The following is a 21,995-nucleotide window of genomic DNA, read 5'->3' as shown; positions in this document are numbered from 1 at the left end:
GGAAAGCGTTTGCCCGCATTGGTTGCGTAACGTTTCAACGCGTAGTACCGTAACCGGCAAGCGCTTTCCCGTCGGGATGGCTCGCACCCGCACACACGGACACGGACGTCCCCGCAGCACCAGAACACGGGCGTTCGACAGAGAGGACAAAGATGTTCAGCAAGAAGCGGTCACTCGCCGCTGTCGCCCTCGCGACCGGCGCCGCACTGGCCCTCGCCGGCTGCGCCGGCGGCGGAGCGGACCCCGAAGCCACCTACGACCCGGACGAGAAGGTCACACTCGACCTGGCGTTCTGGGGCAACGACGTCCGCGCCGGCCTGTACAACGAGGCCATCGCCGCGTTCAACGAGGAGTACCCGAACATCAAGGTCAACGCGACCTTCCTCGGTTTCCCCGAGTTCTGGGAGAAGCGCCAGACCGAGGCCGCCGGCGGGGGCCTGCCCGACGTCATGCAGTTCGACTACTCGTACCTGCGTCAGTACTCGGAGAACAACCTCCTGCTCGACCTCGACCCGTACCTGGGCGGCATCATCGACACCGAGCCGCTGAGCGACCAGATCCTCCAGATCGGCGTCGTCGGTGACACCACCTACGGCATCGCGACCTCCACGAACGCGTGGGGCCTGTTCACGAACCCGGTGCTGCTCGAGACTGCCGGTGTGGACGAGTTCGCGGGCGGCACGTGGGATGAGTACGCCGACTGGATGACCGAGGTCACGGAAGCCTCCGGCGGCAAGTTCTGGGGCGGCGGCGACTTCACCGGTCGCATCCAGAACTTCGAGCTGCAGCTGCGCTCGGAGGGCTCGTACCTCTTCAGTGAGGACGGTGAGCCCGGCTTCGACGAGGAGCGCCTCACCGAGTTCTGGGAGTCCGGCGCCGAGCTGCGCGACGGCGTCGTCGTCCCGCAGCAGCGCGTCGAGGAAGTCCTCCCCAAGGGCGCCTTCGACTCCGCCCTCGCGGCCAGCGAGCTCACGTGGGACAACTTCGGTGCCGGCTACCTCGCCGGTCTCGGCGAGGGCTACACGGAGCTCGGCCTCCTCGCCCCGCCGATCACCAAGGAAGGCGCGAAGGACCTGTACCTCAAGCCGTCCATGCTGCACGCGATCTCGGCCAAGACCGAGCACCCCGAGGCCGCGGCCACGCTGGTGAACTTCCTCGTCAACTCGCCCGAGTCCGGCGCGATCTTCGGCACGAACCGCGGCCTCCCGGCCTCGGAGACCGCCCTCGAAGGCGCCGAGCTCGACCCGCTGAGCGAGCAGGTCCGCGCCCACGAGGCCGCGATCGCCGACCGTCTCGGCGACGCCCCGCCCGTCCCGATCGTCGGCTACGGCACGCTGGAGGAGAAGTTCCGCGTGCTCGGCACCGAGCTGAACTTCGGCACCAAGACGGTCGACGAGGCCGTCTCCGAGTTCTTCAACGAGATGGACATCGTCCTCAACGGATGACATCCCTGCGGGGCCCGGATGCACGTCCGGGCCCCGCAGCCTCCACCCCCTTCCCCACCACCTCAGGAGCACCGTGAGCACGACAGCGACCAGGGTCATCGTCACGAAGCAGCCCTCCACCCAGCGACGACTGGTCCGCAAGCCCCGCCCGGAGCACCTCACCCGGCCCGGCCAGCGGTCGCGGGCGCGTCGCGAGACCGTCGCCGGCTACGCGTTCCTCATCCCGTGGCTCATCGGGTTCTTCGGGCTCACGCTCGTGCCGATGGTCTACTCCCTCTACCTCTCGTTCACGCGCTACGACATCTTCTCCGCGCCCAAGTGGATCGGGCTGGACAACTACATCCGCCTCTTCACGAACGACCCGAACTTCATCCAGTCGGCGCAGATCACGCTCGTCTACGTCCTCGTCGGCACTCCCATCACCCTCGTCGCCGCCCTCCTCGTGGCGATGCTGCTGAACTACCGCGACCGCGGCGCCGCGTTCTTCCGCTCCGCGTTCTACGCCCCGTCGCTCATCGGCGCGTCGGTATCGGTCGCGATCGTCTGGCGGGCGATGTTCTCCTCGAACGGCCCCGTCGACAACGGTCTGAGCCTCTTCGGCATCGAGCTCGGCGGCTGGATCGGCGAGCCGTCGCTCATCCTCCCGATGATGATCCTCCTGGCGGTGTGGCAGTTCGGCGGCACCATGGTCATCTTCCTGGCGGGCCTCAAGCAGATCCCGAAGGAGCTGTACGAGGCGGCCGAGATGGACGGCGCCGGCCCGTGGGCGCGCTTCCGCGCCGTCACGATCCCGATGCTCTCGCCCGTCATCTTCTTCAACCTGCTGCTCGGCCTCATCGGAGCGTTCCAGGTCTTCGGGTCGGCGTACATCATCTCCAACGGCACCGGCGGCCCCGCCGGCATGACGAACTTCATCACCGTCTACCTCTACAAGACCGGCTTCAGCGACGGCCGGATGGGGTATGCCGCCGCCATCGCGTGGGTCCTGCTGATCGCCGTCGCGATCATCGCCGCCATCCTCTTCCGCACCCAGCGCAACTGGGTCCACTACTCAGGAGACAACCGATGACCACTTCATCCTTCTCCGAGAACGCGCTCATCCAGGTCGAGAACCAGGTCGACCCCGACGCGAAGACCCGGCCGGCCCGGCGACGCGTCAAGCGCAAGACATGGCAGACGATCATCTGGTTCATCGCCCTGCTGGCGGTCACCGTCGTCGTGCTGTACCCGCTCGTGTGGCTGTTCGTCTCGACGTTCAAGCCGAACTCCGAGTTCGGCCAGAACATGGGTCTGCTGCCGAACAACCCGACGATCGAGAACTATGTCAAGGTGGCCGAGGGCATCGCCGGTGTGCCGATGTCGACGTTCTTCCTGAACTCGTTCATCATCGCGGCGGCCTCCGTCATCGGCACCGTGATCTCCAGTGCGCTGGCCGCCTACGCGTTCGCCCGCCTGCAGTTCAAGGGTCTCGGCATCCTGTTCGCCGCCATGATCGGCACGTTGCTTCTGCCGTTCCACGTCGTGATCATCCCGCAGTACATCCTGTTCAACAATCTGGGACTGGTCGACACGTTCGTGCCCCTGATCCTGCCGAAGTTCCTGGCCACGGAGGCGTTCTTCGTCTTCCTCATGGTCCAGTTCATCCGGCAGATGCCGCGCGACATGGACGAGGCCGCGAAGATCGACGGTGCCGGACACCTGCGCATCTTCTGGGCGATCATCCTGCCGCTGATCAAGCCGGCCCTCATCACCTGCGCGATCTTCTCGTTCATCTGGGCGTGGAACGACTTCCTCGGTCCGCTGCTGTACCTCACGAGCCCGGAGAACTACCCGCTGCCCATCGCGTTGCGTCTCTACAACGACCAGACGTCGGTGAGCGACTACGGCGCCACGGTCACGGCATCCTTCATCGCGCTCGTCCCGATCCTGCTCTTCTTCATCGTCTTCCAGCGCTTCCTGGTCGACGGCGTCGCGACGCAGGGCTTGAAGGGCTGACGGGGGATGCCGACCATGACGAGCACGCGCCGCGAGCAGACCGCCGCTCTCCGCGCCGACCGCTCCGGCAGCGGGCCGACCGTCGCGGAACGGCCTCCGGCACGGTTCCCCGGCGCCTCGGCCGCCTTCGCCCTGTTCGGCGAGGTGCTGCTGATCGGCGTGCTCGTGACCCTGGTGAGCCTTCCCGTCGTGACCTTGCCGGCCGCGCTGGCCGCCGGCATCCGGCACCTCCGGCGCTTCGTCGCCGCCGAAGCCTCCCCGGTCAGCGCGTTCTGGGCCGACGTGCGCCGGGCCGCCCTGCCCGGGGCGCTCGTCGGGCTGGTGGCCACGGTGCTCGCGCTCGTGCTCCTGCTCGACATCGATCTCGCGCGCTCGGGGCTCCTCCCCGGGGGCGCCGTCATCGAGGTCGTGGGCTGGATCGGCCTGGCCGCCGTCTCGGTCGTCGTCCTCTCGGCGGCAGGGGCCTGGTCGCCCGAGCGCGGATGGCGCCCCGCCCTGCGGGCCGTGCCCGCCCTCGTCCGCGCCGACATCGCCGGCGCCGCCTACCTCGTCGCCGCGGCCGGCTTCGTCGTCGTCCTCGCCTGGATGATGCCGCCGCTCGTCATCGCCGGGCTCGGCTGCGCCGCGCTCGCGGTCGTCGCCGTCCCCACCCGCCGCCGTCGTCGCTGACGGCGCTCGATCACCCGAAGAAGGAAACTGATGCCTGCTCTGCGCCCCTGGGCCGCGCTCTCCGCCGCTGCCGTCACCCTTTTTGTCCTTTCCGGCTGCGCGGGGGCGACCTCCGACGCCGCCCCGTTCGAACCGGACGAAGAAGTCAAGATCGATTTCGCGTTCTGGGGCAACGACGACCGGGCGACGCGCTACGACGCGCTCATCGACGCCTTCAACGAGGAGTACCCGAACATCACGGTCAACGTGAGCTTCAGCGACTTCCCGAGCTTCTGGGAGAAGCGGCAGACTGAGGTCGCCGGCGGCGGTCTGCCGGATGTCTTCCAGTTCTCGGACAGCTACCTGCGCCAGTACGCCCAGCCCGGCCACATCCTCGACCTCGCCGAGGTGTCCGACTACATCGACACGACGACCTTCGAGGACTCGCTCCTCGGAACCGGCGCCCTCGAGGGGACCCAGTACTCGCTGCCGACCGGATACAGCCTCTGGGCGAACTTCCTCAACGACGACCTCGTGAAGACCTCCGGCGTAGAGGCGCCCCAGGGCGGGACGACGTTCGCCGAGTTCGATGAGTGGATGGACGAGGTGACCGCGGCCGGCGGCGGCGACGTGTACGGCGGCACCGACTACACCCAGCGCATCCAGGTCTTCGAGCTCGCCCTCCGCGCCGAGGGCGGCAACCTCTTCACCGACGACGGCGGGCTCGGCTTCACCGAGGACGACCTGCGCGAGTTCTGGGAGTCCGGGCAGAGGCTGCGCGACGGCGCGGCCGTGCCGCAGAAGCGCCTCGAGGAGCTGTCCCCGAAGTCCGGGTTCGGCGCGGCGCTGACGGCCAGCGAGATGAGCTGGAGCAACTTCCTCGGCGGTTACCTCGCCGACTCCGGCGCCTCGTCGATCTCCATCATCGCGCCGCCGACCGCCACCGCGGGGTCCAAGGACCTCTACCGGCAGGCCGGGCTCCAGGTCGCGATCTCGGCGAAGACGGAGCACCCGGAAGCCGCCGCACTGTTCCTCGACTTCGTCGTGAACAGCGAGGCTGCCGGCGAGATCTTCGGGACCACGCTCGGCTTCCCGGCCTCCTCGTCCAAGCTCGCCGGCGCGACCCTCGAGGGTGCGGACAAGCAGGTCGCCGACTACATCGAAGCCGCCGCGGAGCGCATCGGCGACGCGCCGCCGGTCCCGGTCGTCGGATATGGCACGCTCGAGCAGAAGTTCTGGGACCTCGGCAAGTCCCTCGGCCTCGGGGTCATCTCCGTCGACGACGCCGTGAGCCAGTTCTTCTCCGAAGCCGACGTCGTCCTCGGCTGAACAGCACCCTTCCGAAAGGACCCCGCGTGACCTCCGTCCACGGCTTCGTCGACCCGCGCTTCGAGATCTCCCGCATCGACCGGCGCCTCTTCGGCGGGTTCGTCGAGCACCTCGGACGCCACATCTACGACGGCATCCACGAACCCGGCCACCCCACCGCCGACGCGGACGGCTTCCGCGCCGACGTCGTCGAGCTCGTGAAGGAGCTCGGCGTCTCGACCATCCGCTACCCGGGCGGCAACTTCGTCTCCGGCTACCGCTGGGAGGACGGCATCGGGCCCCGCGAGGACCGCCCGCGGCGGCTGGACCTCGCGTGGCACTCCACCGAGACCAACGAGGTGGGGCTGCACGAGTTCCAGGCCTGGCTCGACCTCGTCGGCAGCGACCTCATGCTGGCCGTGAACCTCGGCACGCGGGGCACCCAGGAGGCCCTCGACCTGCTGGAGTACGCCAACGCCTCCGTCGAGACGGCGTGGACGCGCCGGCGCGCGGAGAACGGCCGGGACGAGCCTTTCGGCGTGACGATGTGGTGCCTCGGCAACGAGATGGACGGTCCCTGGCAGCTGGGCCACCGCAACGCGGAGGACTACGGCAAGCTCGCCTCCCGCACCGCGAAGGGGATGCGGATGCTCGACCCCGGCGTCGAGCTCGTCGTCTGCGGGTCGTCGGGCAGCGGCATGCCGACCTTCGGCTCGTGGGAGCGGACGGTGCTCGAGCACACGTTCGACGACGTCGACTTCATCTCCTGCCACTCGTACTACCAGGAGCACGGCGGCGACGCGCAGGAGTTCCTTGCCTCGGGCGTGGACATGGCGCGGTTCATCGAATCGGTCGTCGCGATCGCGGATGCCGTGGCGGCGACGCGCAAGAGCGACAAGCGCATCATGATCTCGTTCGACGAGTGGAACGTCTGGTACCTGCACCGCGAGGACGGCAGCGAGAGTGGCGACGAGCTGACCGGCGACGACTGGCCGGTCGCCCCGCGGCTGCTGGAGGACCGCTACCACGCCCTGGACGGTGTGGTCTTCGGCGACCTGCTGATCACGCTGCTGCAGCACTCCGACCGGGTGCGCTCGGCATCCCTCGCCCAGCTCGTCAACGTCATCGCCCCGATCATGACCGAACCGGGCGGGCCGGCGTGGCGGCAGACGACGTTCTTCCCGTTCTCGATCACATCGCGCCTGGCGGGGGAGCGGGCGGTGCGGGTCCCGGTGGATGCCGGGACGATCACGAGCGCGCGGTTCGGCGAGGTCGCGCGCGTCAACGCCGTCGCGACGGTGGATGACGGGGGCGCCACCCTGTTCCTGGTGAACCGCTCGACGACGGATGCCGTCGACCTGCGGCTGGACGTCACCGCGCTCGCGGGCGGCGACATCGCCGTCATCGAATCGCACCTGCTCCACGAGGACGACCTGTACGCGGCGAACACGCTGCAGGAGCCGGAACGGGTGGGGGTGCGACCGCTGGAGGGCGCGCACGTGACCGACGGCATCCTGTCGCTGCAGTTGCCCGCCGTCTCGTGGGCGGCCGTCCGGCTCGGCTGACGCGATGGCTCCGGGAGCGCTTGCGGAAAGCGCATTCCGATGTCAGGATGAACATACGGAAAGCGCTTACCGGATGAGCCGGCAGGCGATGAGAGAAGGAACGACAGTGTCAGAGACGACCACCCTCGCCCCCGCGGCGACGTCCGCCCGGCCCCAGGTGCGCGAGATCGGCATCATCATGAACGGCGTCTCCGGCCGTATGGGCTACCGCCAGCACCTCGTCCGCTCGATCCTCGCGATCCGCGAGCAGGGCGGCATCGAGCTGCCGGACGGGTCGAAGATCACCGTCAAGCCGCTCCTCGTCGGTCGCAGCGAGGCGAAGCTCGCCGAACTCGCCGCGAAGCACGGCATCGAGGACTACACGACCGACCTGGATGCCGCCCTCGCGGACCCCCGCTGGGAGATCTACGCCGACTTCCTCGTGACGAAGGCGCGTGCCACGGCGCTGCGGAAGGCGATCGCCGCCGGCAAGACGATCTACACCGAGAAGCCGACGGCCGAGTCGGTCGACGAGGCGCTGGAGCTCGCGAAGCTCGCCGCCGCCGCCGGGGTGAAAACCGGGGTCGTGCACGACAAGCTCTACCTGCCGGGCCTGCAGAAGCTCAAGCGCCTCATCGACTCCGGGTTCTTCGGCCGCATCCTCTCGGTGCGCGGCGAGTTCGGCTACTGGGTGTTCGAAGGCGACTGGCAGCCCGCGCAGCGCCCCAGCTGGAACTACCGGACCGAGGACGGCGGCGGGATCATCGTCGACATGTTCCCGCACTGGAACTACGTCCTGGAGAACCTCTTCGGCGACGTGAAGTCCGTCTACGCCCAGGCCGCGGTGCACATCGCCGACCGCTGGGACGAGAACGGGGAGCACTACACCGCGACCGCCGAAGACGCCGCCTACGGCGTCTTCGAGCTCGAGGGCGACATCGTCGCGCAGATCAACTCCTCGTGGACCGTCCGCGTCAACCGCGACGAGCTCGTCGAGTTCCACGTCGACGGCACGCACGGCTCGGCCGTCGTGGGCCTGTTCGGCGCGAAGATCCAGCACCGCAACGCCACCCCCAAGCCGGTGTGGAACCCCGACCTCGCCGACGACCACGACTACGCCGCCGACTGGGCGCAGGTGCCGACCAACGAGATCTTCCTCAACGGCTTCCGCCAGCAGTGGGAGGAGTTCCTCACCTCCTACGTGCTCGGCACCGACTACCCGTTCGACCTGCTCGCCGGCGCCCGCGGGGTCCTCCTCGCCGAGGCCGGCCTGCAGTCCAGCCGCGAGGGCCGCAAGGTCGCGCTGCGCGCCCTGACCCTGGACTGATCCGCATGACCGACCTCACCCTCCTCGGCGCCGACGGCGTCGTGCACCGCACGCCGCTCGTCGAGTCGTCGGGCTACACGAAGCCCACCGAGCCGCTGCGCAGCCGTGTCGCCTACGCCGCCGCGCACGTGGTCCCCGTCACGTGGGGCGAGAACACGCCGGGGCAGCCGGCGCAGATCGACTGGGACGCGACGCTCGACTTCCGCCGCGCCGTGTACTCGTGGGGCCTCGGCGTCGCCGACGCCATGGACACGGCGCAGCGCAACATGGGGCTCGACGCCGCCGCGACCCGCGAGCTCATCGCGAGGTCGGCGGAGGTCGCGCGCGAGGAGGGCGGGTCGGTCGTCGTCGGAGTCAACACCGACCACATCGACGACGAGCACATCACGCTCGACGAGGTCAGCGACGCCTACAAGGAGCAGCTGCACTTCACCGAGGAGCAGGGCGCCGGCCCCGTCGTCATGGCGAGCCGCCACCTCGCCCGCGTCGCAGCATCCGCCGAGGACTACCGGCGCGTCTACCGCGAGGTGCTCGCCGCCGCGACGACGCCTGTCGTCCTGCACTGGCTCGGCACCGCGTTCGACCCGCAGCTGGAGGGCTATTTCGGCGCGACCCACTGGCGCGACGCCTCGCGCGTCCTGCTCGAGGTCATCGAGGAGAGCGCGGACAAGGTCGCGGGCGTGAAGATGAGCCTCCTCGACGCCGAGTCCGAGGTGTCGGTGCGCGAGCGCCTGCCCGAGGGTGTCCGGATGTTCACGGGCGACGACTTCAACTACGTCGGGCTCATCGGCGGCGCCGACGTGCCCGCCGCCGCCCAGCCGGCCCGGAACCCGGCCGCGACGCGTCAGCACTCCGACGCCCTGCTGGGCGCGTTCGCGGCGCTCACGCCGGTCGCCTCGGCGGCCATTCAGGCGCTGGATGCCGGCGACCCCGACCGCTACCTCGAGATCCTGGCGCCCACTGAGGAGCTCAGCCGCCAGGTCTTCGCCGCGCCGACGTTCTACTACAAGACCGGGGTCGCGTTCCTGTCTTGGCTGAACGGACACCAGGCCGCGTTCCAGATGGTCGGCGGCCTGCACTCCGCACGGAGCCTCCCGCACCTGTCACGCATCGTCGAGCTCGCGAACGCGGCCAAGGCGTTCGAGCAGCCCGAGCTCGCGGCCGAACGCTGGCACGCGCTCCTCAGCCTGAACGGAGTCTCCGCGTGAGCACCCCCGACCCGCGCCTGTCGATCAACCAGGGCACGCTGAAGTACGCCGACCTCGCCACCGCGCTGCGCGCGACCGCGGAGGCCGGCGTGCAGGCGATCGGGCTCTGGCGGGAGCCGGTCCAGGAGGTCGGACTCGCCACCGCCGCCCGGATGCTGACCGACTCCGGGCTGCGCTTCTCCACGCACTGCCGATCCGGCTTCTTCACGATGCCCGAGGGTCCCGCGCGCCGCGCCTCGATCGAGGACAACCGCGTCGCGATCGAGGAGGCCGCGACGCTCGCCGCCGCGGGCGCTGCGGGCTCCACGGCCGTGCTCGTCATCGTCGCCGGCGGGCTCCCGCAGGGGTCTCGCGACCTCATCGGCGCCCGCGAGCGGGTGCGCGACGCGATCGGGGAGCTTGCCCCGGATGCCGCCGCCGCCGGCGTCACGCTGTCGATCGAGCCGCTGCATCCCATGTACGCCTCGGATCGCTGCGTCGTCTCGACGCTCGGGCAGGCGCTGGACATCGCCGCGGACTTCGATCCGGCCGTCGTCGGCGTGACCGTCGACACGTTCCACATCTGGTGGGACCCCGACGTCCTGGCATCCATCGAGCGCGCCGGCCGGGAAGGCCGCATCGCGACCTACCAGGTGTGCGACTGGAAGACGCCGCTGCCGGCGGACGTCCTGCTCGGCCGCCACTACCCGGGCGACGGCGTCATCGACTTCGGTCCCATGACCCGCGCGGTGATGGCATCCGGCTATGACCGCGACATCGAGGTCGAGCTGTTCAACGAGGACATCTGGGCGACCGCGCCGCTGGAGGCCGTGCGCCGCACCGCCGCCGGGTTCGAGGTCGCGGTCTCGCCCTACCTGACCGAATAGGATCACGATCGTGACCGACGCCCCCGCTCGCCTGCGCGCGACCTCCACGACGCTCGAGGACGTCGCGCGGGAGGCGGGCGTGTCGCTGGCCACCGCGTCCCGCGTGCTGAACGGGTCGACCCGCAAGGTCGCCGACTCGTACCGTGCGCGTGTCGAGGACGCGGCCGAGCGGCTCGGCTACAGCGCGAACCTGTCCGCGCAGGCCACTGCGCGGGGCACGTCGGCGACGATCGCGCTCCTCGTGGCGGACATCGCCGACCCGTACTTCGGCGAGCTCGCGTCCGGCGTCGCCCGCGGCGCGGAGGAGGCGGGCCTCGTCGTCACGATCTCGATCACAGAGCGCGACCCCGAGCGGGAGGTGCGGCTCGTCCGCGCCCTGCGCGGCCAGCGTCCTCGCGGGGTCATCCTCGCCGCATCCCGCACGTCGCGGGAGATGGCGCCGGAGCTCGCGCGCGAACTCGACCTCGTCACGGCGGCCGGGGGCCGCGTCGTCGCCCTCGGCGCCGGCATCCCCGACGTCCGCAACGTCGTCATCGACAACCGGGGCGGCGCCGAGGCGCTCGGCGCGGCGCTGGCCGGCCGCGGCTACCGGAACGCCGTCGTGCTCGCCGCCGCCGACGGCGTCGTGACGAGCGACGTGCGCCTCGACGGCTTCACCGCCGGGTTCACGGCCGGCGGCGGCGCCGCGCCGCGCGTCTACCGCGGCGCGTTCACCCGCGAGTCCGGCGTCGAGCTCATGGACCAGGCGCTCGCCGACGGCATCGAGCCGGGCACCGTCGTCTTCGGCATCAGCGACGTCGTCGCGATCGGCGCCCTGTCGGCGGTGCGCGCGGCGGGCCGCGAGGTCGGCGCCGACATCGCCCTGTGCGGCTTCGACGACATCCCCACCGGGCGCGATGTGACGCCCGCCCTCACGACCGTGCGCGTGCCCCTCGAGGAGGTCGGCTACGCCGCGTTCCGGGCGGCCGTCGACGACGAGTGGGCACAGGATGCGGATGCGCTCCGCCTCGAGGTGCTGCTGCGCGACAGCACGCCGTCGCGCGCGTGAGCCGGGCGTGGGTTCTGTGACGCACGTCGTCGTCGCACTCGACAGCTTCAAGGGATCGATCACCGCGGCCGATGCCGCGGCAGCGGTCGCCGCCGGCTTCGAGGCGGCGGTCGGGGCGGATGCTGCGGTGGACGTCGTGCTGCGGCCCATGGCCGACGGCGGCGAGGGCACGGTGGCGGCGTTCGCGGCGGCCGTGGACGGCGCCGAGCGCGTTCCGGTGACGGTGCGCGGACCGGCGGGGCGGCCCGTGGAGTCATCGTGGCTGCGCCTGCCGGACGGCACGGGTGTCGTCGAGCTGGCCTCCACGAGCGGGATCGAGCTGCTCGGCGAGGAGCGTCGGCCCTGGGATGCCGACACCTTCGGCTTCGGTCAGGCTGTCGTCGCCGCGCTGGATGCCGGGGTGTCACGGCTCGTCCTCGGGATCGGGTCCAGCGCGTCCACCGACGGCGGGGCCGGGCTCCTGTCGGCGCTCGGCGCGCGACTGCGTGACGCGTCGGGTGCAGCGATCGCGCCGGGTGCGCGGGGGCTCGCCGACGTCGCGTCAGTCGACCTGTCGGGGCTCCGTCCCCTGCCTGAGGGTGGCGTGGTCGTGCTGAGCGACGTGACGAACCCGCTGCTCGGCCCGGCCGGTGCGGCCGCCGTCTTCGGCCCGCAGAAGGGCCTGGATGCCGTCGGCGTCGCCCGCGCCGAATCCGGCCTCGCCCGACTCGCGGCGCTGGTCGACGCCGACGCGGCGACACCGGGGGCCGGCGCGGCGGGCGGCACCGGCTTCGCGCTGCGTGCGTGGGGCGCACAGCTCCGGCCCGGCGCGGCCGAGGTCGCCGACCTTATCGGCCTCGCGGACGCCGTGCGCGGCGCCGACCTCGTCGTCACGGGGGAGGGCGCCTACGACGGGCAGTCCGCCGCGGGCAAGGTCCCGTCCTTCGTCGCCGGCCTCGCCGCCGAGGCGGGGTTGCCGGTCGCACTCGTCGCGGGGCGCATCGCGCCGGATGCCGACGTCGCCGCCTTCGCGGCATCCCTCTCGCTCACCGACCTGGCGGGCAGTCCCGCCGCAGCGATGACCGACCCGGCCCAATGGCTCCGCGCCGCCGGCGCCGCCCTGGCCGCGCGGCTCTGACCTCCGGTCGTCGGGTTCGGGGTCACTTCGTGCCGCCTGCGGCGCCTCGAGGCGACCACACTCGACCCCAATCTGGTCGGCGCGGTCCGGGCCGCCCGGTTCGGGGTCACTTCGTGCCGCCTCGAACCCCGCGAGGCGACCGCACCCGACCCCAATCTGGTCGGCGCGGTCCGGGGCGCCGGGTTCGGGGTCACTTCGTGCCGCCTCGGACCCCGCGAGGCGACGCCAAGCGCCACCGATTCGATCCCATCCACTCTGAGCGGGGCCGCGATCAGCCGCCGAGGGCGGCCGAGACGACGGCGCGGGCCTCTTCCTGCACGGCGGCGAGGTGCTCGGGGCCCTTGAGGCTCTCGGCGTACAGCTTGTACACGTCCTCGGTGCCCGACGGGCGCGCCGCGAACCAGGCGTGCTCGGTCTGCACCTTGAGCCCGCCGATCGCGGCGCCGTTGCCCGGCGCGTGCGAGAGCTTCGCAGTGATCGGCTCACCGGCGAGCTCCGTCGCGGTCACAGCCTCCGGCGCGAGCTTGCCGAGCGTCGCCTTCTGCGCGGGCGTCGCCGGGGCATCCACCCGCTGGTACGCCGACGCGCCGAACTCCGCCTCGAGCTCCGCGTACCGCTGCGACGGCGTCTTGCCCGTCACGGCCAGGATCTCCGCCGCGAGCAGGCACAGCAGGATGCCGTCCTTGTCGGTCGTCCAGACGGTGCCGTCCTTGCGCAGGAACGAGGCGCCCGCCGACTCCTCGCCGCCGAAGGCGACCGACCCGTCGAGCAGGCCGGGCACGAACCACTTGAACCCGACCGGCACCTCCAGCAGCGTCCGTCCGAGCGATTCGGCGACGCGGTCGATGATCATCGAGGAGACGAGGGTCTTGCCGATCGCGGCATCCGACGGCCACCCGCCGCGGTGGCGGTACAGGTAGTCGATCGCGACCGCGAGGTAGTGGTTGGGGTTCATGAGACCCGCGTCGGGGGTGACGATGCCGTGCCGGTCGGCATCCGCGTCGTTGCCGGTGAGGATGTCGTACTCGTCGCGGCGCGAGACGAGGGATGCCATCGCCGACGGCGACGACGGATCCATGCGGATCTTCTCGTCCCAGTCGAGGGTCATGAAGCGCCACGTCGGGTCGACTTCGGGGTTCACGACGGTGAGGTCGAGGCCGTAGACCTCGGCGATGAGGGCCCAGTACTCCACGGAGGCGCCGCCGAGCGGGTCGGCGCCGATGCGGACGCCCGCGCGGGCGATGGCATCCACGTCGATGATGCTGCCGAGGTCGCGCACGTAGCCGTCGCGGAAGTCGTACGTGCCGACGGTCGCGAGGTCGATGTCGGCGAAGCGCGTGCGGGTGACGCCCTCCAGGCCGGCGGCGACGAGCGCGTTCGCGCGGTCGGCGATCCAGCCGGTCGCGTCGGTGTCGGCGGGGCCGCCGTGCGGCGGGTTGTACTTGAAGCCGCCGTCACGCGGCGGGTTGTGCGACGGGGTGACGACGATGCCGTCGGCGCGGCTCGCGTCATCGCCCGCCTTGCCGCGGTTGTAGGTGAGGATGGCGTGGCTGAGCGCCGGCGTCGGCACCCACGAGTCGCGGGAGTCCACCCGCACGTCCACGCCGTTGCCGACGAGGACCTCGACGGCCGTCCGTTCAGCGGGCCGGGACAGCCCGTGCGTGTCACGGCCGAGGAAGAGGGGACCGGTGATCCCATGCGCGGCGCGGTAGTCGACGATCGCCTGCGTCGTGGCGAGGATGTGGTCCTCGTTGAAGCTCGTCGACAGCGACGAGCCGCGGTGACCGCTCGTGCCGAACGCGACGCGCTGCTCCGGCACGGAGGCGTCGGGTTTGCGGTCGTAGTAGGCGTTGATCAGTTCGTCGATGTCGATGAGATCGGATGCTTCGGCTGGCTGTCCTGCGCGGCTCATTGCCCCAGTCTGACACCGCGGAGGAGGGGAAGGCACCCCGCACTAGGCTTGTGGACCGTGAGCATCGATCCCGAAGCGCCTGTCCGTCGCACGTACAGCTACTTGGGTCCCGCGGGAACGTTCACGGAGTCCGCCCTCGCGCAGGTGCCCGAGGCGCGCGAGCAGATCTGGCGGCCGGTGCGCAACGTCGGCGAGGCGCTCGCCGACGTCGTCGAGGGACGCTCGGATGCCGCGATGATCGCGATCGAGAACTCCGTCGACGGCGGGGTCTCCACGGCGCAGGACGCCCTGGCCACGATGCCGGGCCTGCGGATCGTGGGGGAGTACCTCGTTCCGGTGAACTTCGTCCTCGTCGCACGGCCCGGCGTGCGGCTGGAGGACGTCACGCTCATCGCGGCGCACCCCGTCGCCTACGCCCAGTGCCTGCAATGGCTCAGTGAGAAGCTCCCCGAGCACGCGCACATCCCGGCGGCCAGCAATGTGGCATCCGCCGTGGGCATCATCGACGGCGTGAGCGACGCGCAGGCGGCGATCGCGCCTCCCGGCATCCTGGAGCACTACGACCTGGAGCTGCTGGCCGAGGGCATCGGCGACAACGTCAATGCCGTGACGCGGTTCGTGCTCGTGAGCCGCACGGTCGCGGCGCCCGCGCCGACCGGCGCCGACAAGACGTCGCTCATCGTCGAGCTGCCCGAGGAGTACCCCGGCGCGCTGCTCGAGCTGCTCGAGCAGTTCGCGACCCGTGGGATCAACCTCTCGCTCCTGGCTTCGCGGCCGATCGGCGACGAGCTGGGCCGGTATCGCTTCGTGATCGACGCCGACGGGCACATCGAGGACGAGCGGATGGCCGACGCCCTCCTGGGCCTGCGCCGCTTCTCGCCGAAGGTGATCTTCCTCGGGTCGTACCCGCGCGCCGACCGCGCGATCGTGCACTACCCGGAGCGCTATTCCGACGACGTGTTCGTCGAGGCGCGAGACTGGCTGCGTGGGCTCATCTCCGGCGAGCCCGACGCGTAGCCGCGGGGTCGCGTCTCGTTCACCCGCGCCAAAGTGCGGGTCGCGGCGCACTGCACCCGCCTTTCGGCGCGGATGAATTGCGCCGCGGGGCCTCGGTCGCGCCAAAGTGTGGGTCATGGCCCGAGGCACCCGCAGCTCGGCGCGGACGAACTGCCGCGCGGCCCCGGCATCCGTCACGACGCGTGGGGGCGTGGCTTCCGCCTCCGCCTCGGCGCCCGCGTCCCGCCCGCGCCCGGGCTCCGGAGGAGATGTCGCTTCAGGAGGACGCATTCCCGGGATTCCACCTCCCGAGGCGTCATCTCCTCCCGGGGCGTCACATCCTGGGGGCGATGTCCCGCGGATGCGGAGGAGATGTCCCGCCAGGAGGATGAAAACCTTGGGATGCCACCTCCCGGGGCGTTATGTCCTCCCCAGGCGTCACATCCCCGCGGGGCGTTACGTGCCCCGGGCGTCACATCTCCCCGGAGCGTCACGTCCCCCGGGGTCACCGACTCCCCGGGTCGTCACGCCCGCGCAGGGCGCACCCGCGTCAGCCGGCGACGGCCTCGAGGGTCTGGATGCGGCCCGCGGCCGACTCCATCGGCTCCGCGTCGTACGCGCCGGCGACCGGCGAGATCATGACCTCGTCGACGCCCCAGCGGGCGGCGAACTCCGCCAGCGCCGTGCGCACGTCCGGCCCGGTCCCGACGAACCACCGGCGGCGGAGCGCTTCGAGCACCGGCGCGGCGAGCCCGTCCGCGGCCTCCGCGGCGGCGGCCTGCTCGACGGTCTCGAGCGCGACGAGCGGCCGGTTCCCGCGGAGCCGGGCCATCATGCGCGCCTGCGGCAGCATCCGCTCCTCCGCCTCCGCGGCCGTCGCCGCAGCGACGACGTTCGCGGTGAGGAACGTGCGCGGGGCGTCCAGGGTCGCCGACGGCTGGAACTGCGAGCGGTACAGATCGAGCGCGCGCTCGAGGCCCTCGCCGGAGAAGTGGTTGGCGAAGACGTACGGGAGGCCTTGCGCCGCGGCGAGCTGCGCCGAATAGTCGCTCGAGCCGAGCAGCCACACCTCGGGCGTCGTCGTGGCGGCGGGGGTGGCGTGCACGTCGTACGTGCCGCCGGAGGTGAAGCGCAGCGTCGCGCCGTCGCCGGAGACCAGCCCGACGATGTCGCGGACGTGTTCGGGGAACCGCTCGACGTCGCTCGTGGTGCCGCTCATCCGCAGCAGCTGCGTGATGACCGGGTCGCTGCCCGGGGCGCGCCCGATGCCGAGGTCGATGCGTCCCGGCGCGATGGCCTCGAGCGCCGCGAACTGCTCGGACACCACGAGCGGCGAGTGGTTCGGCAGCATGACGCCGCCCGATCCCACCCGGATCGTGGAGGTCCGCGCCGCCGCGGCGGCGATCAGCACCGGCGGCGTCGTCGAGGCGACGGCGGGCATGTTGTGGTGCTCGGCGAACCAGTAGCGGCGGTAGCCGAGCTCCTCGGCGCGCTGCACGAGCGAGAGGGATGCCGTCACCGCCTGCGCGCTGGTCTGGCCGGTGCGGACGGGGACGAGGTCAAGGACGGAGAGCGCAGGAGTCATCCCCCATGACAACTCCGGGAGTCCCGCCCCGTATTCCAGGCCACCCCTGGCGTTGCCTCAGCCTCCGCGGCGGACCGCCTCATAAGCGGCCAGCGCCGCACCCCGCGACTCCTTGAGGTCGACCACGGGCTCCGGCCGGAGAGCGCTGCCCGCGCCGTACTCCGGCGCCCACCGCGCGACGTACCGCCCGTCGGCGTCGAACTTGGTCGCCTGCAGCTCGGGGTTGAACACCCGGAAGTACGGCGCGGCGTCGGCGCCGGACCCTGCGACCCACTGCCAGTTGAACGGGTTGCTCGCAGCATCCGCGTCGACCAGGGTGTCCCAGAACCACTGCTCCCCGAGCCGCCAGTCGATCAGCAGGTTCTTCACCAGGAAGGATGCCGTGACCATGCGCACCCGGTTGTGCATGTGCCCCGTCGCCCAGAGTTCCCGCATCCCGGCGTCGACGAGACGGTAGCCGGTGCCGCCGCGCTCCCACGCCTCGAGCAGGTCCGGTCGCAGCGGCGGCCACGGGAACGCATCGAACTCCCGCCGGAGGTTCGTCGTCGCCAGGTCGGGGGCGTGGAACAGGGTGTGCCAGGCGAACTCCCGCCAGCCCAGCTCGGTGAGGAAGCGCCCGCCGCCGCCGGCCTCGGCCGCCGCATGCCACACCGTGTGCGGACCGAGCTCGCCCCACCGCAGCCGTGGCGACAGCAGCGAGGTCGCCCCTGCGGCGGGTTCGTCGCGCGCCCGGTCATAGTCGCCCACGTCCTCGGCGAGGAACTCCCGCAGCCGGCGGCGGGCGGCCGGCTCACCCGGCTCCCACGCCTCGCGCAGGCCCCCGGCCCAGTCCGGCGCGGTCGGCAGCAGGGCCCAGTCCGACAGATCGTCCGACGGCACGTCTCCCTCGAACCGGGCGATCGTCCGCGGTTCCGGCAGCGGCCCCCGCGGCCCCGGCTGCTGCTGGCATGCGCGCCAGAACGGGGTGAAGACGGAGAAGTGGGTGCCGGCGCCGGTCGTCACGGTCCACGGCTCGAACAGGAGACCGGCCGCGAACGAGGCGACCTCGACGCCGTCGGCGCGCAGCGACGACTTCAGGTCGGCGTCGATCTCCCGCTCGGGGAGCCCGTAGCGCCGGTTCCAGAACACGGCGCCGGCGGCGGCATCCTGCACCACGTCGCGCACGGTGCGTGCCGCGGGTCCCCGTCGCAGCACGAGGCGCCCGCCCTTCTCCCGCAGTCGCTCGGCGAGCGAGGCCAGCGAGTGGTGCAGCCACCAGCGGGCGGCGCCACCGAGTGGGCGGATGCCGGGGGACTCCTCATCCAGCACGAACAGGGCGATGATCGGCGCGCCCCGGTCGACGGCCGCGCGCAGCGCCGGGTTGTCGGCGAGCCGCAGGTCGTCGCGGAACCAGACGATCGAGGGCGACGTCATCCGTCCATCCTGCCCTCATCGAGGCCGAGGAGGCGGCGTGACGGCGCATCCGGCCGCCCGAGTCCGGCGTCGCGTCGAAAGCCTGGCGTCCCGGAGATCAGACCGCCGTGACCGAATGCCCGCGCGGCACGGTGACCAGCAGCCCGCCGGTCTCCACGCGGCAGTGCAGATGCGTGCCCTCGCCGAACTCGTCACCGTCCAGCTGCACGGGCTGTGCCGACGGTGTCGCGATGTCGATGCCGACGCCGCGGGTGTAGCGGACGGCGTTGTCCTCCGTGGTCAGGGCGAGGAACTTGCGGCCCGCCCGGAAGCGTCGCAGCACGCTGTTGTCCCAGGCGACGCGGCGCCAGACGAGCAGCCAGCCGAACGGGCCCTTCGGCTGCACGACGACGACATCGAGCTGACCGTCCGTGACGGATGCCTCGGGGATGAGCTCGAGCCCGGCCGGCAGGGAACCGCAGTTGGCGATCAGTACGCTCTGCACGTTCGCGCGGTGCATGCGGTGCCCAGGCAGCTGGTACATCACGGGGAACGGCTTCGCCCCGACGAGCGAGCGGGCGGCGCCGTCGACGTAGGCGACCCAGCCGACCTTCTTCTTCAGGTCGCCGTTGGTGTTGGCGATCATGGCGGCGTCCAGCCCGATACCGCCCATGACGACGAACGCGCGTTCCTCCGTGCCGGCGTTCGTGCGGGTGATCTTCGCGAAGCCCACGTCGATCGGCAGCGTCTCGCCGTCGAAGGTCGCCCGGATCATCGTCTCCGCGTCGTCCAGCGGCAGCCGGAGGTTCCGGGCCAGCAGGTTGCCGGTCCCGCTCGGCACGATCGTGAGCGGGACCCCCGACCCGGTCATCGCCTCCGAGACGGCGCGCACGGTGCCGTCGCCGCCGGCCACGAGGACGGCATCCACCTCTTCGGCGAGCGCCTGTCGGGTCACGTCGTCGCCCAGGTCGTCCACGGTGGTCTCGTAGAAGAGGGGCTCGACCCACCCGGCCTCGGCGGCCAGCCGCGTGACGGAGGCGCGCAGCTCGTCCGCGTCGACCTTGATCGGGTTGTACACGAGCGCGGCCTTCGGGTTCGGCCGCCGCCCGCCCTCGGAGATCGGTGCCGTGTGGCCCGCGGCATCCACGCGGCGGGCCTCGCCGCCCTCACCGTCGGTGGTGTCGGGTGCGACGTCCTCCGGTTCGCGGATGGTGTCGTCGGGCGCGGCGGCCTCGACGGGGTCGGGAGCGTCGGCACCGCGGTCGTCGTCAGAGAGAGGCCCCATGGGAACAGACTAGGACCCGCAGGCTGGGGAGGAGCCGCCACCCGCTGGCTAGACTTGGCGGATGATCGATCTCGCCCTCCTCCGCGACGACCCGGAGCTCGTGAAGCGCTCGCAGGAAGCACGCGGGGAGTCGGCCGACACGGTGGATGCCGCCCTCGTCGCCGACCGGGAGCGCCGCGCGGCGCTGACGGCGTTCGAAGAGCTCCGCGCCGCGCAGAACGCGCACGGGAAGACCGTCGCGAAGGCCGCCAAGGAGGACAAGCCCGCGCTCGTCGCCGAGGCGAAGGAGCTCAGCGACCGGGTCAAGCAGGCTCAGCAGGCGGTCACCGCGGCGGAGCTGGCCGCCGACGAGGCTCTCGCGAAGATCGAGAACATCGTCCTGGACGGCGTCCCCGCCGGCGGGGAGGACGACTTCGTCACCCTCCGCACGCATGGGCATCCCGCGACGTTCGACTTCGAGCCGCGCGATCACCTGGCCCTGGGCGAGCTGCTCGGCGCGATCGACATGGAGCGCGGCGCGAAGGTCTCCGGCGCCCGGTTCACCTTCCTCACCGGCATCGGTGCGCGTCTCGAACTGGCCATCATGAACATGGGGCTCGACCGGGCGCTCGCCGCCGGGTTCATCCCGGTCATCCCGCCGACGCTCGTGCGCGCCGAGGTCATGCGCGGCACCGGGTTCCTCGGGCAGCACGCCGACGAGGTCTACCGGCTCGACGACGACGACCTCTACCTCGTGGGTACGAGTGAGGTGCCCCTCGCCGGGTTCCACATGGACGAGATCCTCGACCTCAGCGACGGCGCGAAGCGCTACGCCGGGTGGTCCACGTGCTACCGGCGGGAGGCCGGCTCAGGCGGCAAGGACACCCGCGGCATCATCCGCCTGCACCAGTTCAACAAGCTGGAGATGTTCGTCTACACGACCCCGGAGGATGCTGAAGCCGAGCACCTGCGTCTCGTGGAGATGCAGGAGCGGATGCTGCAGGACCTGGGCCTCAGCTACCGCGTCATCGACGTCGCCGCCGGTGACCTCGGATCCTCCGCCGCCCGCAAGTACGACGTGGAGGCGTGGGTGCCCACGCAGGGTGCCTACCGCGAGCTCACCAGCACCTCGAACTGCACGACCTTCCAGGCCCGCCGGCTCGACATCCGGCACCGCCCGCCCGTCGAAGGCGGCGGCGTCGGAAAGACGGCGCACGTCGCGACGCTGAACGGGACGCTCGCGACGACTCGCTGGATCGTCGCGCTGCTGGAGACCCACCAGCGCGCCGACGGGTCGGTGTGGATCCCGGAGGCGCTGCGACCCTACCTCGGCGGCTTGGAAGTCGCGGAGCCGGTCGCGTGAGCGAAGCGCACCTCCCGCCGACCGGGTCGGTCAGGGTCGTCCGGCCGACGAAGGCTGCGGAGCTCGTCGAGGAGATCGCCGAGGACACCGAGAACCCGGATGTCCCCACCGAGCGCCTCCTCATCGCCCTCGACGTCGACGGGACGGTCCTCCTGGAGGATGAGACCCTGAGCCCGGGGGTGGTCGCGGCCGTCGCGCACGCCCACCGCGCCGGCCACGAGGTCATGCTCGCGACGGGCCGTTCGTGGGAGGGGACCCGCGGCATCCTGCGCATTCTGGAGATGCAGCCGGAGTACGTCGTCTGCTCCAACGGCGCCGTGATCATGAAGCGCATCGCCGGCGACTTCGCCGACGAGGTGCGCTACGAGCGGTTCCACGTCGAGACGTTCGACCCCGCCGAGGTCCTCCACCTCCTGCGCGAGCACCTGCCGGAGGCCCGGTACATGGTCGAGCTGCCCGACGGGCGGCGCCTGTACACCGAGCAGCTCGACGATTGGAACCTGCAGAACGCCCGCCGCGTGCCGTTCGAGGAGCTCTCCGCGTCCCCCGTGTGCCGTGTCGTCGTCGTCTCCCCGGAGGACACCGACGAGGACTTCGTCGACCTCGTCGCCCGCATCGGGCTCAACAAGGTCTCGTATGCGGTCGGCTGGTCGGCGTGGCTCGACATCGCCCCGCAGGGCGTGGACAAGTCCACGGCGCTGGAGAAGGTGCGGGTGTGGCTGGAGGTCGATCCGCCGCACGTGCTCGTCATGGGTGACGGCCGCAACGACGTCGGGATGTTCCGCTGGGCGCGTGAGCACGGGGGTCGGGCCATCGCGATGGCGCAGGGGCCGGAGGACGTCCGCCGCGAGGCATCCGAGACGACCCGGTCGGTGCAGCACGGCGGCGTCGCCGACGTGCTCCGCAAGCTCTGATCCCGCTACTCAGCCCGTCCACAGCCGTTCCGGCGAAAATGGGGAGCGAACCCGTCCACTAGA

At 71.3% G+C, this 21,995-nt stretch carries 18 protein-coding genes; 14 read left to right on the top strand and 4 right to left on the bottom strand.

What is annotated here, in order from left to right:
* Window positions 1-152 precede the first annotated feature (152 nt).
* The 11 genes from BR85_RS08825 to BR85_RS08775 all read left to right on the top strand — a co-directional run bounded on the left by BR85_RS08825 (window position 153) and on the right by BR85_RS08775 (window position 12,506).
* Window positions 153-1,445: an ABC transporter substrate-binding protein gene (locus tag BR85_RS08825; protein WP_028496454.1), complete on the top strand. Its 1,293-nt coding sequence runs from the start codon at window positions 153-155 to the stop codon at window positions 1,443-1,445.
* A 73-nt stretch (window positions 1,446-1,518) separates the two neighbouring features.
* Window positions 1,519-2,514 carry a carbohydrate ABC transporter permease gene (locus BR85_RS08820; RefSeq protein WP_028496455.1) on the top strand — a complete coding sequence of 332 codons (996 nt, stop codon included), beginning with the start codon at window positions 1,519-1,521 and terminating at the stop codon, window positions 2,512-2,514.
* On the top strand, window positions 2,511-3,440 hold the full coding sequence (locus BR85_RS08815; RefSeq protein WP_028496456.1) for a carbohydrate ABC transporter permease: 930 nt from the start codon (window positions 2,511-2,513) through the stop codon (window positions 3,438-3,440). Before BR85_RS08820 ends, BR85_RS08815 begins: the two co-directional genes overlap by 4 nt.
* Before the next feature lie 15 nt (window positions 3,441-3,455).
* Window positions 3,456-4,109, top strand: coding sequence for a hypothetical protein (locus BR85_RS08810; RefSeq protein WP_036272774.1), 654 nt, complete (start codon window positions 3,456-3,458; stop codon window positions 4,107-4,109).
* A gap of 30 nt (window positions 4,110-4,139) precedes the next feature.
* On the top strand, window positions 4,140-5,417 hold the full coding sequence (locus tag BR85_RS08805) for an ABC transporter substrate-binding protein (RefSeq protein ID WP_028496458.1): 1,278 nt from the start codon (window positions 4,140-4,142) through the stop codon (window positions 5,415-5,417).
* Between the two features lie 26 nt (window positions 5,418-5,443).
* The gene (gene arfA, locus BR85_RS08800) at window positions 5,444-6,961 is read left to right on the top strand and encodes an arabinosylfuranosidase ArfA (protein ID WP_028496459.1); all 1,518 of its coding nucleotides are present in this window, start codon (window positions 5,444-5,446) and stop codon (window positions 6,959-6,961) included.
* A 178-nt stretch (window positions 6,962-7,139) separates the two neighbouring features.
* Window positions 7,140-8,267, top strand: a complete 1,128-nt coding sequence (locus tag BR85_RS08795) for a Gfo/Idh/MocA family protein (RefSeq protein ID WP_036272776.1) — start codon at window positions 7,140-7,142, stop codon at window positions 8,265-8,267.
* A 5-nt stretch (window positions 8,268-8,272) separates the two neighbouring features.
* Window positions 8,273-9,475, top strand: a complete 1,203-nt coding sequence (locus BR85_RS08790; protein ID WP_028496461.1) for a dihydrodipicolinate synthase family protein — start codon at window positions 8,273-8,275, stop codon at window positions 9,473-9,475.
* On the top strand, window positions 9,472-10,341 hold the full coding sequence (locus BR85_RS08785; RefSeq protein WP_028496462.1) for a sugar phosphate isomerase/epimerase family protein: 870 nt from the start codon (window positions 9,472-9,474) through the stop codon (window positions 10,339-10,341). Before BR85_RS08790 ends, BR85_RS08785 begins: the two co-directional genes overlap by 4 nt.
* Window positions 10,342-10,351: 10 nt before the next feature.
* The gene (locus BR85_RS08780) at window positions 10,352-11,389 is read left to right on the top strand and encodes a LacI family DNA-binding transcriptional regulator (protein ID WP_028496463.1); all 1,038 of its coding nucleotides are present in this window, start codon (window positions 10,352-10,354) and stop codon (window positions 11,387-11,389) included.
* Window positions 11,390-11,405: 16 nt separating this feature from the next.
* Window positions 11,406-12,506, top strand: coding sequence for a glycerate kinase (locus BR85_RS08775; protein WP_028496464.1), 1,101 nt, complete (start codon window positions 11,406-11,408; stop codon window positions 12,504-12,506).
* A 271-nt stretch (window positions 12,507-12,777) separates the two neighbouring features.
* On the opposite strand, the gene pgm is transcribed toward BR85_RS08775, so the two are convergent.
* On the bottom strand, window positions 12,778-14,418 hold the full coding sequence (gene pgm / locus BR85_RS08770; RefSeq protein ID WP_028496465.1) for a phosphoglucomutase (alpha-D-glucose-1,6-bisphosphate-dependent): 1,641 nt from the start codon (window positions 14,416-14,418) through the stop codon (window positions 12,778-12,780).
* A 57-nt stretch (window positions 14,419-14,475) separates the two neighbouring features.
* Between pgm and pheA the strand changes: the two genes are divergently transcribed.
* A complete protein-coding gene (gene pheA, locus BR85_RS08765) occupies window positions 14,476-15,435 on the top strand; it encodes a prephenate dehydratase (protein WP_051526281.1) in 960 nt (319 codons plus the stop codon).
* 529 nt (window positions 15,436-15,964) lie between these two features.
* Here the strand turns inward: pheA and BR85_RS08760 are convergent.
* The 3 genes from BR85_RS08760 to BR85_RS08750 all read right to left on the bottom strand — a co-directional run bounded on the left by BR85_RS08760 (window position 15,965) and on the right by BR85_RS08750 (window position 19,676).
* Window positions 15,965-16,999, bottom strand: coding sequence for an LLM class flavin-dependent oxidoreductase (locus tag BR85_RS08760; RefSeq protein WP_028496467.1), 1,035 nt, complete (start codon window positions 16,997-16,999; stop codon window positions 15,965-15,967).
* A 57-nt stretch (window positions 17,000-17,056) separates the two neighbouring features.
* The gene (locus tag BR85_RS08755; protein WP_028496468.1) at window positions 17,057-18,412 is read right to left on the bottom strand and encodes a cryptochrome/photolyase family protein; all 1,356 of its coding nucleotides are present in this window, start codon (window positions 18,410-18,412) and stop codon (window positions 17,057-17,059) included.
* A 97-nt stretch (window positions 18,413-18,509) separates the two neighbouring features.
* The gene (locus tag BR85_RS08750) at window positions 18,510-19,676 is read right to left on the bottom strand and encodes a diacylglycerol/lipid kinase family protein (RefSeq protein WP_028496469.1); all 1,167 of its coding nucleotides are present in this window, start codon (window positions 19,674-19,676) and stop codon (window positions 18,510-18,512) included.
* A gap of 61 nt (window positions 19,677-19,737) precedes the next feature.
* Between BR85_RS08750 and serS the strand changes: the two genes are divergently transcribed.
* Window positions 19,738-21,018, top strand: a complete 1,281-nt coding sequence (serS, locus tag BR85_RS08745; protein ID WP_028496470.1) for a serine--tRNA ligase — start codon at window positions 19,738-19,740, stop codon at window positions 21,016-21,018.
* Window positions 21,015-21,932, top strand: coding sequence for an HAD family hydrolase (locus BR85_RS08740; protein ID WP_051526282.1), 918 nt, complete (start codon window positions 21,015-21,017; stop codon window positions 21,930-21,932). The genes serS and BR85_RS08740 overlap by 4 nt, the downstream gene beginning before the upstream one ends.
* Window positions 21,933-21,995: the final 63 nt, after the last annotated feature.

Origin of the sequence: Microbacterium sp. UNCCL10, assembly GCF_000746195.1 — a bacterium.
In the GTDB taxonomy this organism is placed as follows: domain Bacteria; phylum Actinomycetota; class Actinomycetes; order Actinomycetales; family Microbacteriaceae; genus Microbacterium; species Microbacterium saccharophilum.
This window is presented reverse-complemented; position numbering and strand designations above follow the sequence as displayed.